The organism is Pelotomaculum propionicicum (assembly GCF_004369225.1).
Classification (GTDB): Bacteria; Bacillota; Desulfotomaculia; order Desulfotomaculales; family Pelotomaculaceae; genus Pelotomaculum_B; species Pelotomaculum_B propionicicum.
This window is the reverse complement of record NZ_QFFZ01000016.1, coordinates 54,195-68,440: the sequence shown is the minus strand read 5'-3', so window position 1 is coordinate 68,440 and position 14,246 is coordinate 54,195. Positions and strand designations below refer to the sequence as shown.

The window sequence follows — 14,246 nt, the reverse complement described above, 5'->3', positions numbered from 1 at the left end:
AGCCTCGGACATTTTAGCAATATCATTACAATCTGCTTAAAAAATCAATTTTTTAAACCAAGGGATAAGTATGTCCTTTTTTAGGCTTACTCCTTCAGTTGTGTAATTGAATTGTTTTCACGCTAACACCTTCTTAACCTGTGATATCCACCCTGCCGCCGCTGCCCTGACCTGTCCATTTTACCCCGGCGCCCAGCGCTTCACTGACAAACCTCAAGGGCACCATGGTCCTGCCGTTAACAAGCCTGACAGCAACGTCCAGTGTGTATTTCCGCCCGTCCACAAAAACTTCTTTTCGGCCCACATATAAAGCAATTTGCTTTCCATCCTTGTTTATCAGTATTTTTTGCTCCTCCCGCACCCATTCAACTTGCGCTCCCAGCGCTTCTGAAACAAAACGCACCGGCACGAAAACCCTGTCTGCTGATACATCTATAAAAGGCTTCTGGTCCGGAAAATCCACCAACGTACCGTTCAAATACACACTCACATTATAGTCGCTGGAGGAATCGCTTGACCCGGCCCTGGTCTGGATCTGCTTCCCGCCGGTAAGGGAGTCTATGAACAGCATGCCGTTCCTCCTGGGCAGGGACAAATCTGTAACCGCGACCCTGTTCAGCACGATTTTCCCCAGGGTGCCGTCGGGATTGGGCCGGCTGGCATCACCGTACGAGGTGATATCATGTATCACGTAGTAAAGCCCCTCATGCCTGCCAAGGTAGAGCAGTTCGTGGGTGGGCGTATGCAGCGACGCTCCGGGCAGCAGGGTGTCGAGCAATTCATAGCGCTGCCTGGTGCTGAGATCTTCAAAGCTCACCGTCACGCCTGCTGAACGCTCCTGCTCGTCCCCGTTTCTGGGCAGCATCAGGCCGAAACTCTTATACACATCCATCACAAAAGCGGAACAGTCCCTGGCGTTGAACATCCCTCCCCAACCATACCTCTCGCCCAGGATTTTGAAGGCCTGCCTGATGATATTGGCCCTGGTGTAAGACAGATAGCCAATTGAGACATCAGCGCCGCCCGGGATCAGAGCTGTTTCTGTCAGCAGCTCGCCATTAGCGCCGCGCACCGGCAGCAGCACCTCGTAATCTTTGGCCTGGCCCGGCACAACTCCACCTTTTTCCCGGCCGCCAGCCAGCGGGACTTTTGTTCCCATGGTGAGCTCAACCGGCAGGGGGCCAGGAAAACCAAGTCCCAGCCTGTTGCCCGTCACCACCAGGTATTCAGAGGGTTTCACATAAGCCAGCCAGCTTTCCTTGTCTTTAGCCACGGCAATATCCGCGGCGGGCATCCAGCCGCAGTAATTGTAAATCTGGACAAAACACCAGCCGCCGTCCAGGCTGTGATGCAGGACCAGCACCGGCTCGGCAGGTCCCGCGGCTGTTTCCTGGAAAAGGTCAAACTCCTTGTCGTCAGGCTCGCTCAGCGACTCGTCAGAGGTCGGGAAGGTCCTGATATTGGTCCTTCTTACCGTAACACCGTAAGCAACTTCATTCTTCTCACCAATGCCGGGCAGGTTCATCTGTTCCTTGAGGTTCTGGTAATAAGCCCAGTCAACCAGGCGACCGTTGGAGTACCTGTCTTCATCCGGGAATGGCCGCATGGTTACAAGCTTGGTGAGCCGCTCTTTGTTTAATGAAGCCGGATAATCAGTTAAATCATATATTAGTTCGGGCTGCGTCCTGATAATATCCCGGTTAAATGAAGCTATCTCCTCCCCGTCCATAATCACTTGATCCGGTTCCGGCAGCTTATCTATCCAGAAATCGGCCGTGAGCATTTCCGGGATGACATTGGGCACGTTTTCAGCAGCATCGGCTGAAACAGCCTTACCGGGCATCCAGAGTAAAAGCAACAGGAGCGCGGCAGCGGCAATCCCCGTTTTCTTATTAAACATCCATTAAATCCTCCTATGTAAACAGATTTAATTCTTCCTAATTAGTTTTATTTCTACATCGCGCCGCCAAATCATTCTTTTAATGAAACCATTATTTACTAAATCTGCTAATAAATTTTTCACCTGTCCATGGCAGGTTAAAAGCAAAAAGGGCCGGTTTAAACAACCGGACCCCCAGGATTAACCAATCCTAGATAAAAACGAAGAAAAAGAAGAATACGAAAATGAAGAAAAAGAAAAGTGGAAAGACTTTGGTAAGAGCTTCAGCCTTGATTCCTTCTTCCAGTTCCACTGCCATACAAACAACCTCCTTTGCTCTAATTTAAGATTTTTTTATAATATGAAGTTTCCTGATGTAATGTTACTTAATATCTCTTTTCAGGCCTTTTAAGCTGTTTCCTTGAAAAAAATTTATAAAACCGGGCCTGTCAGTAAATGATATCAGTGAAATAAAAAGCAGGAGTCGGCAGCATGATACTGGGGATTATCCGTACGCTCATCTTGTTTGCTGTGGTAGTTATCGGGCTGAGGCTGATGGGAAAGAGGCAGATAGGCCAGCTTCAGCCCTACGAACTGGTAATTGTGATCATGCTTTCAGCCCTGGCGGCAATCCCGATGGAGAATACCGGAGTTCCCCTGGCCAGCGGCCTGTTTCCTATTTTCACTTTGATCGTCGCCCAGGTGGCATTGTCCTATATTTTTCTGAAAAGCGAGCGGGCCAGGAGTGTTGTCTGCAGCACTCCCAGCGTGCTGATTGAAAACGGCAGGATTGTTGAAAAGGAGTTGGCCCGGCTGCGTTATAATATCAACGACCTGCTGGAACAACTCAGGGCCAAAAACACACCAAACATTGCCGATGTTGAATTTGCCATATTGGAAACCAGCGGTGAACTCAGCATCATCCCCAAATCACAGAAAAGGCCCCTGGCGCCGGCTGATCTAAATTTATCCACTGAATACGAAGGTCTGCCGGTAACCCTGATCATAGACGGGTACCTGTTTAAGAAAAACCTGGCCAAAATTAACCTGGACGAGAATTGGCTGGCCTCAGAGCTGCAAAAACGCGGGATTGACAGTTACCGGGAGGTGCTCTTTGCCAGCCTCGATAGCGCAGGAAAACTGTTTTACCAGGTCAAAACCAAAGCAGTTTAAAAAGGAGTATTTAATGCGCTTACTCATAGGCCTGCTCATAGTATTCACAGCCATAGTGACACTGGGATTTTGGACAAATCACCAGCTGCGGTTGTCAGCCGGCGAATTACTGCAAAATATTGAAGAAATAACTCTGGAGCTTGAAAATGGCCGGTGGGATGAAGCATACACTCTGACCATAGAGCTGGAAAAAGTTTGGGATGAAAAAGCAAAATGGTGGCCTACTGTTTTAGACCACCAGGAAATGGACAATATTGAGTTTTCAATGGCCAGGGCCCGTGAATATGTAGCCGCGAAAAACGCCCCGCTGTCCCTGGGCCAGTTTTCTGAGCTGGCGTTAATGATTAAACACATCCCGGAGAAAGAAACAATAAGTATCAAAAACATACTTTAAAGAAAAAAACCTCAGACCGCAATTATGCGGCTTTTTTTTCTGCCGGCCCATTTCTTATGGGTTATTTTTATATGCCTCAGCAGGTATTACCATAGTATTTGTAGAAATTTAGCTTTTATTGCAAGCCATCAGTCCTATTGACGGCTTGTAGAAAGGCACGCCATGCGAAAATTCACTTTCAGGTATAAAACCGAACCAAAACAGAATTACACCTGTGTAACCATCAAGGAGCTGGAAGAGCTGCTGGGGAAAGAGACACCCAACAGTAAAATCCCCAAAATCATTGATCTTATTTTGCAGTGGAAAAGGCTGTTACTGGGTATTATCCTGATCTGGATCTTGATTTACACTCTCGTTTATCTGGCAGGCCTTAAAAAAGAGATAGCCGTGCTGCGCGGGGAATCTGCCGGCCTGCGCCAGGATATTCTGAATTTGCAGGAAGAAAACGCCGGGTTGCAAAGAAAACTCGACGCTAAACAGTCATCTGAAATTTCTGTTTCCAAGGAAGCGGGCGATTCAGCGCCGCTCGAAACACAGCTTAACGGCGAGTCTGAGGACGAGTAAAACTCGCTTACTGAGGATACAAACACCCCCCGCCGCGGGTGGAGCGGCCCAAATTGATGAAGCCAGTTCCCCCGCGGCGGACAAACAGGACCACAGTGGTGTGGGCAGCCCTGCCGCGGCTGCTGATAATGAAAGCCGCAAAAAGATTTAAATAACATTATTTCTCAACTTTTTCCAACTCTTTTTGCCGGTCTGTTCTCAGGTCAACCTGTTTGAAATCGTCTCCCTTCAGTGTTAAGTTTTCTCAGGCCTGGCAGACTTGCTGAGAACATCCACAAACTTGTCTACCAGGTGCGGGTCGAATTGGGTTCCGGAGCACCGTTTAAGCTCTCTGACCGCATCATGATGCGTCATGGCTTTCCTGTAAGGGCGGTTGTTGGTCATGGCGTCATAAGCGTCCGCGATAGCCAGGATACGGCATTCCAGCGGGATCTCTTCCCCTTTTAATCCTTGCGGGTAACCTTTCCCGTTCCACCATTCGTGGTGTTTCAAAATCCATTCGGCTATGGGCGCCAGGTCAGGCGCCGACTGGGCGATACGGTAGCCGATCTCGCAGTGGCGCCGCATTTCAGCGGCCTCCTCCGAGCTTAAATTGCCGGGCTTAAACAGGATATTGTCAGAGACACCTACCTTGCCGATGTCATGGAACTTGGCCAGCAGGTTTAGATCTGATATGTTGCGCTTGGGCAAGTCTATGGCGCCGGCCAAAATAGTCACAAATTCCTGCAGCCTGACAGCATGCCCCTCAGTAATAAAATCCCTGGCCTCCAGGGCTTTCATCAGGGTTTGGACGATGGCGCTTCTGGCGCTTTGGCTGCAGTGCAGCTTTTCCCTGTACATATTGTTGTCAGCTTCTTTAAAAAGTTCATTGATACCGTGATCCGACTGGGTGCTGACGGCAAACCTCATAGATATGCTGAGAGGTATCTCAGGCCTGGCCTCATTGTACCTGTCAATAGCGTGCCTGAGCCTGTTGCAGGCGTCCTCCACCGTTTTCTCATCGCTGTGGATGAGCAGTATGGCGAATTCATCCCCGCCGATGCGGGAGACAATGTCACTCTGGCGGAAAGAACCTTCGATTACCGCCGCGGCATTCTCCAGGAGGGAATCCCCCGCGTCATGCCCCAGAGTGTCATTAATAAACTTTAAACCATCCAGGTCGCAAACAATAATACCCACGGGGCTGAAGCGGCCGTCTCCCGCCCGCCGCATGCTGTCTTCAAAAAAGGTACGGTTATAGAGCCCGGTGAGCGGGTCATGCAGGCTCAAATATTTAAGCTGCTCTTCTGTTCGCTTACGTTCAGTTATATCCCGGATCGACTCGATGGCGCCGATCAGTCTGCCCTCCCGGTCATAGAGGCGTGATATTTTGCCCCACAGGTACGCTCCTTTTCCACCGCGCACCGCCGGTAAAAAGGCTTCGGCATAAAAGATGTTTCCTTCTTTGGTCACATAATCATATTTCTCTTCGGTCTGCTTATCTTCGCCAAAAGCAAGATCAATCATGACCGGCCTTGGCTCTCCGTATAGCGGAACACCATACGCATAATCGCCTTTACCCAGGATTTCGGCCTTGGGAGTGCCGGTCAACTCTTCCATTGCCTGGTTCCAGGCAATTACCTTTCTATCCTTGTCTATCACAAAGGTAGCGTCAGGCAGGGACTCAATAATGTCCATAAGTTTCTGGTGGGCGTTAATAAGCTCCTCCTCTGTACGTTTGCGGTCAGTAAAGTCCTCAAGAATTGCCTGTACGCCGTTGATCACACCATTTGTGTCCCGCAGGGGGGTAAGGTGCAGGCGCAGGTGAATATTGTTGCCCCACCTCGTTGTGTAAGGATGTTCAGTAACCACCGTTTCTCCAGTCTCCATACATTTGTGGATGTCGCCGGGCAGGCCTGCTTGCACAAAAGGAGGGTACTCCAAAACATTTATTCTCATTACTTCGTCTTCAGGTGTACCAAAAATTTGCATGAGGGCTTTATTGACAGTCTTTATCTGCCCTTTGGTGTCAAACACTGCAATACCAAGAGGAGCATTTTCGATCAGTTGGCGGTAACGTTCTTCACTTAATTGCAGCGCTTCCTCCGCCTGTCTACGCTTGGTGATATCATTTACAAACATATAGTAATAAAGGGGCGTACTGTCAGCGCCATTTACCAAATATATAAGTATTTCAACCGGCAGGTGGGACCCATCCTTACGGAGATACTCAATTTCAAAGCGTTGCGGCTGGCCGGTGCGGCACAGTTCCTCCAGCGCCTTTGTTTTATAGTCAACCCAGCCGGGAGGTACAAGGCCGTGCTTTTTCTTCATTGACCGCAGTTCTTTTTCTGAATATCCCGTTATATCACAAAAAGCTCTGTTGCACATCAGCATGCTCCCGTCAAGAAGACGTGCAACGAAAGGCTGGGTTAACACTTCAATAGCTTTGGCAAAAAGCTGGGTATGTTCTATCATGAGCGACCTGTTTTTCCAGCGCCCGGCATTTTTGGGAGCCTCTTTTTTTTCTGCATGGATTGACAGGAAAGGCACCTCCTCTGCAAAAACTAATATCCGCTAATACCAAGCTAAAAAATTAAAATATGTATTTTATTCTACAAAATAACAATTTTCCTTTTATTTTTTCAATGTGGTTATTCTACATATCGGATATTCAGTAATTTAATGTAGAGGCATAAACAATTATACAGCAGAAAAATCCCTGGGGCAGTACAGTTTTAAAAATTAAGGTAAGGTTGTGTTGCTAAATTTTTAGACTGGTATAAATTAAACAAAAAAGAACTTTACCCCGGGTGGCAGAGTTCTCTTATTTCTCATTTAAAGCCATGATACCGGATTACTTCTGACCGTATGTTTTGATAAACCCTTCATGGATTTCCTTTACTTCTTGATCGGGCAGAATAAAAGGTTCACCCACCTGCAGCGCCAGCCAGTAGATTTTGGCCGCTTCTTCCACAACAATAGCTGAAAACAGGGCATCGTTTAATGTCTTGCCGATGGCCAAAACACCATGGTTCTGCTGTAGTACCGCTGTCCCGTCCCCGATAGCCCTTAGCGCGGCCTGGCCGAATTCTTCCGTGCCACCTCTGGCGTATTCAGCCACCTTTACCGGACCTCCCACGCAGGCTCCCAACTCCGCCAGGACCACGGGAATCTCTTTTTTCAAAGTAGACATTGCTGTGGCGTAGCAGGAATGGGTGTGTACTATACCGTTAATCTCCGGACGCTCCCGGTAAAAAAGGGCATGCATGGGGGTTTCCGAGGAAGGTTTACGCTTACTGTCAACTATATTCCCGTTTTTATTAACAATTACTATATCATCAGGAGATAGTTTCCGGTATTCCATCCCGCTGGGAGTAATGGCGATCAACCCGCTTTCCGGGTCCCGCGCGCTGATGTTTCCCCAGGTGGAGGATATTAACCCGGCATCAATAACTTTTAAAGCATATTCTATGACACTTTCTCTTAAATCCTTCAATAACATCTTTAACACCTCCTCACTGTGTTTCGACTCGAATTACTTCAGTATAGCCGTATCTAGAAAATTCATTTTCTATTGCAGGGGGGCTTTTTTCACTCCTTTCGATTCTACCAAAAAAGCGCTGCTCATTAATCCTTCCATCAATAATGAATAATTCCTGCCGCCAAAAGCCATAGCCATTCTGAAAACAAGAATCCGTACGTCAAGCTCGTGATTGATGCTCTAGCTAACTCAATGAAGTTTACAATAATTAAGAAGTTTTAGCTGAAAGGTTAATAAACATCTTTCCTTAAAAAACAAGAAATCCCATCATCCGAAATGGGTCGAGACAATAATGTGGATGTGGCAATAGAGGGAAACCGGAGGTAAAAGTTTAATTTAAAAACATGAAACTATGCTGATAGAATAAGGAGCCAGGGATATTGAACAACCGGTACAGGCCAGACAACCTGACAACTCTGATCGCAGCCGGCCTGCTGCTGCTTGCCGCAGGGGGCGACTTTGCAGGAATGTTAGCTTTCTCAGGTATCGCCCTGATTGTAACGATTATCTCATTCCAAAAAAACAAAAAAAACAAGGGCGCCCTATTGGTTGCCGTGATGGGGTGCCTGCTCGCTTTGTTTTTAACCTTTGCCCGGCAGGGCCGGTAAAAAGAGAAGGCCCCATCCGCCCGGCCGGCAGTGGGGTGCAGCCATCCTAACCTCACCTTAATTTGCAACTCTGTCAGGCAGTGCGAACTTAAATCTTCGCGGCAAACGCTTCCCCTAAAGCCTCACAGGACTGGAGATCTTCGGGAGTGGGATTGTATTGCGCCCTGATCCCCTCAACAACTAATTCGATGCCGGATTCTTTTAATCCTTCTTCCAGGATTTTAACCGATTCACCGCTCCAGCCGTATGAGCCGAAAGCCGCCCCGATCTTATTCTTAAACTTCAGCCCTTTGACCATCTCTATCAGCGCGGCGACATCGCTGAGTATGCCTTTGTTAATAGTGGAACTGCCCACAATCAACCCCCTGGCCTTGAATATCTCCGCGACCACGTCGTTCCTGTCCGATTTCCCCGCATTGATCAGCTTGGCGCCTATACCCTTTTTAGCCAGGCCGGCTGCAATGGCCTGCGCCATCTTCCTGGTCGCGCCCCACATGGTGTCATACAGGACCACAACTGTACCTTCATGGTAGCCGTCCGCCCACTGGGCGTACTTCTCCACAATCTGCATCGGGTTGTCCCGCCAGATAATGCCGTGGCTGGGCGCGATCATCTCAATGGGCAGTCCTAGGCCGATAACTTCGTTAATTTTGGCCTTGGCCATTTTACTGAATGGCGTCAAAATGTTGGCATAGTACTTTATCGCTTCCTGGTAGAGCTCGCACTGGTCAACCTGGTCGTTGAACATAAACGGTGAAGCGTAGTGCTGGCCAAAGGCGTCGTTGGAGAGCAGCACATTGGTTCCTGCCACATAGGTGGCCATTGAGTCAGGCCAGTGCAACATCTGCATCTCCACAAAGACCAGCTTATTGGCGCCAAGATCGACACTGTCGCCGGTTTTCACAATATTAAAATTCCAGTCTTTATGGAAGTGCTTTTTGATCATCATGGCGCCGTTTTTAGTGCAGTAAACAGGGGTTCCGGGGATCCTCTCCAACAGGTACGGCAGGCTGCCCCCGTGGTCCTGCTCGCAGTGGTTGGTTACGATCAGGTCGATGTTTTTCAGCCCTACTTCACTTTCCAGTTGCTCCAGGTACTTTTCATAGAAAGGAGTCCAGACTGTGTCCACCAGGGCAGTTTTCTTATCCTTGATCAGGTAGGAATTATAAGTGGAGCCCCGGTGGGTGGAAAGCTCCTCGCCATGAAATTTTTTGAGTTCCCAGTCCTTGATCCCGACCCAGAAAATATTGTCTTTTATTTGGATCATCTTTCAACCAGCTCCTTTAAGATTTTTTATGATCCCAAACTGAACAATCAATAATTCCCCCAAAAATAAAATACCCCCCTTTAAAAATAGTTCAACTCTTTAATGACACTATTTTAAAGGGAGGAGCTTAAATGAAGCTTTCTAAAAGTTTAATATTTTATTAACTCTGAATTTCACAGCTAAAAAACATCAATCGCCTTTATATTAACCTGCCGACCCTGCCGCCGTCATGCACCGCATCCATGATTTGTGTTTGTTTATAATCGTCCCTACAGTCGCCTACAAGGTAATATTCTTTGCCAAATTCACTGACTTGGTCAGCCAGTACTTCTACAGGCCTGGTTCCTACGGCAAAAATAACGGTATCTGCAGGAATCTCTTTTTTCTCCCCATTGGCTTCAATCATTATATTATTTTTTGTTATTTCGCATACAAGTGTATTGGTGTAAGATTTAATCCCTGCTTTAGCCATTTTTTCAAGAAGGTCAATCCTCGTCATTGGCTCTACTGTCGAGGCTAGTTCTGGAAGTTGTTCAAACACAGTAATATTTTTAACACCTTTTTCTGCCAGATAAAGTGCTGTTTCACACCCAACCATTCCTCCACCGATGATAGAGGCTTCGTTACCCAATTGCTTTTCGCCTGCTAATATTCCGATTGCCGGTATGGCATTTTCTATTCCCGGTATTTGGGGGACGATCGGTTTTCCTCCTGTGGCAATAACAACCACATCCGGATCGACATTTCTAATTAAAGTAGGTGTTACCTCGGTGTAAAAGTTAACTTTGACACCGGCTTTTTGAATTTGTGTTATGAACCAGTGGCGTGCGTCCTCGATTTTTTCTTTGTGAGGCGGAAGCTTGGCCATGTTCAACTGGCCGCCCAGTACACCTGTCTTTTCGTAAAGCGTTACATCATGACCTCTCAATGCGGCCACTCTTGCTGCCTCCATTCCCCCTGGCCCCGCACCTATGATCATAACCTTCTTTTTCTTTGTAGCTGGCATTAGCTCGGAATAATCCCTCTCACGGCCAGTTGCCGGGTTTAGTATACAGCGTATTCTGCGTCCGACAAACATACGTCCTCCGACACAGCCGATGTTGCAGCTAATACAGGGTATAATATCCTCTTCCCGGCCTTCTCTCGCCTTTAATGGGTAATAAGGATCACAAATTAACTGCCTTCCAATTGCAACAAAATCAGCTTTGTTTTGTTCAATTATACTATCAGCCAGAGCTGGGTTTCTAATTTTTCCGACTGTTATAACAGGAATACTGACTTCCTTTTTGATAGCCTCGGCAATATATATCCGCCATCCTTCCGGGTAGCTCATGGGTTCTAGCAAAGTACACATCGATTCATATATACCTGAACTTACATGTAAAACATCTACTCCAGCTTCTTCAAGCAGCTTGGCTATCTGTATTCCCTCTTCTAAACTGTTACCTCCCTTAATAAACTCTTCCGCACTAAACCTTACCGAAAGGGGAAAATTCCTGGAGCAAAGTTCCCTGATTCGTTTGATGATAGCCAAAACAAAGTTGCAGCGATCCTTTACCGTACTGCCGCCGTACTTGTCATTTCTTGTATTGGTGAGAGGAGATAAAAACTGACCAATAAGATATCCATGTGCTCCGTGGAGTTCAACGCCGTCAAAACCAGCCCTCTTAATCCTGAAAGCTCCCTGGGCAAACTTTTCCACTAATTCATCTACTTCTTCGGTAGTAAGAGCTTTTGTCGGGACTTGCATGAAACCGCATGGTTTGTCGGAAGCTCCGACCGGTTGAAGTCCTTCAATAATTGGAGGAGCCGTTTCGCGTCCCGCATGATGAATCTGGGCAAAGATCCTGGCGCCGAATTGCTGGCAAGCTTCTGCCAATTCATTCAAGCCCGGCAAGTAGCGATCGTCGTCACAACTTATCTGGGTTACAATGTTTTTGCCTCTGGGGTAATCTACCTGCACATTTTCAACTATTATAAGGCCCACTCCGCCCTTGGCCCTTTCCCTGTAATAGGCAATCATTGTATCTGTCACTTCACCGGTGGCACTGCCGAAACAAGTGGCCATAGGCGGCATGACAATGCGGTTTCTGACCGGCATATTTCCAATCTTACCCTGTTCAAAAAGGTGTTTATATTTAATCACGAATTAATACCTCCTGATTTAACTGTAGCTGTCTCTTGTGATCCTTTGTCTAACCTTAGTTTTTGAGGCAGTAGAAGCATTGATTTCACTCGCAGGCACCCATACATTTTGGTTGTTAAGCCCCAAGCCCGAACCACATTTTGGGCAATTAAAAATGGCAACTTGGTGTTCCACGTTATTTTGTGCAAAACAGGTAGGGCATTTAATAGTAATAGTCGGAATAACAAACTGCAACAAAAAAACAATTAAACCTGCGATTACAATAATCCAAGTATTGGCCATTAAACCCATCATTACACCAATGATAACAGTTTTCAAACTTAATAGCCGAAAAAAATGTTTGCGCGGCTCACGTGATTTTAGGCTTTGATATATTAGGTTCATTATTTCACCCCTATAAGACTAAACCTTAGCCGGGCAAAACTCTTTTGCCCGGCTAAGTTTATGTCTGCTGAAATATTGCCTTTGTCTATTCTATCCCAAGCATTTGAGCGGCATTTTGGTATAGCACTTTCGGCAGCACTTCTTCTTTAAACGGGAGCTTTTTAAATCTTTCAAGACTCTCTTTAAACGGCGCAAACGGGTGAGCGGAAGCAAACACTAATTTATCACTGATTATGGTGTTAGCCGCTTCTACCACCAATTCCGCACCAGGCAGGAAATGGTAGACCGATGTTTCAAAATACACGTTATCGTTCCGCCAGGCAATAGCTACCATTTCGCGGGTAAAAGGCCAGCCTCCGTGTGAACACAAAATCTTTAACTTGGGAAAATCTACAGCCACATCGTCGATGGGCAGAGGCGATCCAAAACTTATTTTAGTACCGCTTACAGGCAACGGGCCAATGGTAATAAATACCGGGACCTTAAGATCCGAACATTTTTGATAAATTGGGTACATTTTGGGGTCATTGGCATATAATCCCGCTCCGAATGGGTCAATTGAAGCGCCTTTCAACCCTAGTTCATTTACTGCCCGCTCAACTTCACGGACAGCTCCATCTCCCTTATTGGGATCGATCCCGGCTATACCGATAATCCGGTCCGGATATTTGCTTACCATATTTGCCACATAGTCGTTGGTTACTTTCCAGGCTGACGTGGTTTCGATATCTCTACCGGTACATACCACCTTGTCAATACCCGCCTTATCAATGTCACTGATAAAATCTTCCAGAGTACTCTCCTTGGGGAAAGGGTTTCCTGATTTTCTAAATACGGTCTTAATTCCTTCCCCTTGCAAGAGGGAGAAATATTCCGGCGTATTGGGACGGGCGCGGCAGTCAAGAACTCTCATTATTAATCTTACCTCCTATTAATTAGTTTTTTTTGAGTATTTAACTTATTTAATTATGTCTTCAAGCATTTTACCTCTTGTTTCTGGTGCAAAGGCCAAAGCTACCAGTGCCCACAACCAGGTCAGACAGGCTAGTGACATAGCCACACCATAACCATAGGTCATGGCCATTGCGCCAATAGCCCAAGGACCTGCGGTAGAAACAATTCGACCTATTTGCGGGGCAAAAGCGGTACCGGTACTGCGAAGTCTGGTCGGGAAAATCTCCGGATAGTAGGTGGCAAATCCCGAGTAAATCCCCAGTGTGCCGAAACCGGCTAAAGGTCCGAGAATATACAACCAGGCCTCGGTTGGTGACCACAACAAGTACAGCGGGGTGAAAATAGCACTAATTAGGATATAGATTAAGAAGGTCGGTTTACGGCCAATTTTGTCTGCTATTGAACCCCACAACAGGTATCCTGCTCCGGCGCCCAAATTATAAACGATAAACCACGTACTGCTTTTAACGATTGAATAACCTCTTACATTAACCATATAAGTTGGTGCGAATGTTAAAAAAGCCCAGCACACGATTAGTTCGGCAGAGGTCATGGCCGCACCAATGATTACGTGTTTAACAAGTATTTTTTCACTGAACAGTTGCAAAACAGTAAAACTATTTTCTTTTGATTTAATGCCTTTAGATTTGTCTTCTTTTCTTTTTTCAACAACTTTTTCGAAACGTGCAGTTTCCTTTATGGTTCGTCTTATATATAGCACAATAAATGCTGGCAGTACTCCTGCCAGGAAGACAGCACGCCATCCCCAGATTGGTGCGATAGCCATTACTACAAATGAGCCGAGAATGCTGCCCCAAGCCCAGCAACTTTGCATAACGCTGGCACATTTGGAGCGGTGTTTGGCAGGCCATGTTTCGGCTATCAGAGTGGCGGCTGCCGACCACTCACCTACACAGCCAAATCCGGTAAAGAATCTGAATACCGACAGTATCACCCAGTTAGGAGCAAAAGCGCAGGCTGCTGTTGAAACAGCATAGGTCAATACTGTAAACATCATAGTGTTTTTTCTGCCCAGGTAATCGGCAACAATACCCATCAAGAGACCTCCGACAACCTGACCCAACAAGAAAATGGTTACCATCAAACCCGCAGTTGCTGAGGAAAGTGACCATTCTTTCATAATCATAGGTAAAACCAGCACGAATAGAATGGAGTCCATACCGTCAAAAATATAACCAGCTACACTTGCATACATTACTTTCCATTGATATGGAGTTATCTTCTCTGTTTCCGATTCAAACTCTAGTCTTTGTTCTAATGCTTCAGACTGTGCACTCACCTTCTTGCCACTCCTTCGTTTATACCGACAATCCGGCCTATTCTACTTTCAATT

The 14,246-nt window shown here is 46.7% G+C and carries 12 protein-coding genes; 4 read left to right on the top strand and 8 right to left on the bottom strand.

Annotated elements, in window-relative coordinates; translation table 11 throughout:
* Positions 1-133: 133 nt before the first annotated feature.
* Positions 134-1,900 carry a stalk domain-containing protein gene (locus tag Pmgp_RS09075; RefSeq protein ID WP_134213667.1) on the bottom strand — a complete coding sequence of 589 codons (1,767 nt, stop codon included), beginning with the start codon at positions 1,898-1,900 and terminating at the stop codon, positions 134-136.
* Positions 1,901-2,371: 471 nt separating this feature from the next.
* On the opposite strand from Pmgp_RS09075, the gene Pmgp_RS09070 reads away from it, so the two are divergent.
* The 3 genes from Pmgp_RS09070 (at position 2,372) to Pmgp_RS09060 (ending at position 4,010) form a co-directional block, all read left to right on the top strand.
* The gene (locus tag Pmgp_RS09070) at positions 2,372-3,052 is read left to right on the top strand and encodes a YetF domain-containing protein (protein WP_134213666.1); all 681 of its coding nucleotides are present in this window, start codon (positions 2,372-2,374) and stop codon (positions 3,050-3,052) included.
* Positions 3,053-3,065: 13 nt separating this feature from the next.
* Positions 3,066-3,446 carry a DUF4363 family protein gene (locus tag Pmgp_RS09065; protein WP_134213665.1) on the top strand — a complete coding sequence of 127 codons (381 nt, stop codon included), beginning with the start codon at positions 3,066-3,068 and terminating at the stop codon, positions 3,444-3,446.
* Positions 3,447-3,608: 162 nt separating this feature from the next.
* Positions 3,609-4,010, top strand: coding sequence for a hypothetical protein (locus Pmgp_RS09060; protein WP_134213664.1), 402 nt, complete (start codon positions 3,609-3,611; stop codon positions 4,008-4,010).
* Positions 4,011-4,244: 234 nt separating this feature from the next.
* Here the strand turns inward: Pmgp_RS09060 and Pmgp_RS09055 are convergent, their stop codons facing one another.
* Complete coding sequence (locus Pmgp_RS09055; protein ID WP_134213663.1) at positions 4,245-6,467, bottom strand: PAS domain S-box protein; 2,223 nt, start codon at positions 6,465-6,467, stop codon at positions 4,245-4,247.
* A 379-nt stretch (positions 6,468-6,846) separates the two neighbouring features.
* On the bottom strand, positions 6,847-7,494 hold the full coding sequence (locus Pmgp_RS09050; protein WP_134213662.1) for a class II aldolase/adducin family protein: 648 nt from the start codon (positions 7,492-7,494) through the stop codon (positions 6,847-6,849).
* Between the two features lie 419 nt (positions 7,495-7,913).
* Here Pmgp_RS09050 and Pmgp_RS09045 point away from each other — a divergent pair, with 419 nt between their 5' ends.
* Positions 7,914-8,141 carry a hypothetical protein gene (locus Pmgp_RS09045; protein ID WP_134213661.1) on the top strand — a complete coding sequence of 76 codons (228 nt, stop codon included), beginning with the start codon at positions 7,914-7,916 and terminating at the stop codon, positions 8,139-8,141.
* Between the two features lie 88 nt (positions 8,142-8,229).
* Here Pmgp_RS09045 and Pmgp_RS09040 read toward each other — a convergent pair whose 3' ends face one another.
* The 5 genes from Pmgp_RS09040 to Pmgp_RS09020 all read right to left on the bottom strand — a co-directional run bounded on the left by Pmgp_RS09040 (position 8,230) and on the right by Pmgp_RS09020 (position 14,192).
* Positions 8,230-9,408 carry an anaerobic nitric oxide reductase flavorubredoxin gene (locus Pmgp_RS09040; RefSeq protein ID WP_134213660.1) on the bottom strand — a complete coding sequence of 393 codons (1,179 nt, stop codon included), beginning with the start codon at positions 9,406-9,408 and terminating at the stop codon, positions 8,230-8,232.
* Positions 9,409-9,607: 199 nt separating this feature from the next.
* Positions 9,608-11,554, bottom strand: coding sequence for an NAD(P)/FAD-dependent oxidoreductase (locus Pmgp_RS09035; RefSeq protein ID WP_134213659.1), 1,947 nt, complete (start codon positions 11,552-11,554; stop codon positions 9,608-9,610).
* Positions 11,555-11,572: 18 nt separating this feature from the next.
* Positions 11,573-11,938, bottom strand: a complete 366-nt coding sequence (locus Pmgp_RS09030) for a hypothetical protein (RefSeq protein ID WP_153189200.1) — start codon at positions 11,936-11,938, stop codon at positions 11,573-11,575.
* A gap of 85 nt (positions 11,939-12,023) precedes the next feature.
* A complete protein-coding gene (locus tag Pmgp_RS09025; RefSeq protein WP_134213657.1) occupies positions 12,024-12,851 on the bottom strand; it encodes an amidohydrolase family protein in 828 nt (275 codons plus the stop codon).
* A gap of 45 nt (positions 12,852-12,896) precedes the next feature.
* Positions 12,897-14,192: an MFS transporter gene (locus Pmgp_RS09020; protein WP_134213656.1), complete on the bottom strand. Its 1,296-nt coding sequence runs from the start codon at positions 14,190-14,192 to the stop codon at positions 12,897-12,899.
* Positions 14,193-14,246 lie beyond the last annotated feature (54 nt).

Coding starts and splice junctions, on each gene's coding strand:
- Pmgp_RS09075 (WP_134213667.1), bottom strand. CDS start 1,900: ATGTTTAATAAGAAAACGGGGATTGCCGCTGCCGCGCTCCTGTTGCTT.
- Pmgp_RS09070 (WP_134213666.1), top strand. CDS start 2,372: ATGATACTGGGGATTATCCGTACGCTCATCTTGTTTGCTGTGGTAGTT.
- Pmgp_RS09065 (WP_134213665.1), top strand. CDS start 3,066: ATGCGCTTACTCATAGGCCTGCTCATAGTATTCACAGCCATAGTGACA.
- Pmgp_RS09060 (WP_134213664.1), top strand. CDS start 3,609: ATGCGAAAATTCACTTTCAGGTATAAAACCGAACCAAAACAGAATTAC.
- Pmgp_RS09055 (WP_134213663.1), bottom strand. CDS start 6,467: ATGATAGAACATACCCAGCTTTTTGCCAAAGCTATTGAAGTGTTAACC.
- Pmgp_RS09050 (WP_134213662.1), bottom strand. CDS start 7,494: ATGTTATTGAAGGATTTAAGAGAAAGTGTCATAGAATATGCTTTAAAA.
- Pmgp_RS09040 (WP_134213660.1), bottom strand. CDS start 9,408: ATGATCCAAATAAAAGACAATATTTTCTGGGTCGGGATCAAGGACTGG.
- Pmgp_RS09030 (WP_153189200.1), bottom strand. CDS start 11,938: ATGAACCTAATATATCAAAGCCTAAAATCACGTGAGCCGCGCAAACAT.
- Pmgp_RS09025 (WP_134213657.1), bottom strand. CDS start 12,851: ATGAGAGTTCTTGACTGCCGCGCCCGTCCCAATACGCCGGAATATTTC.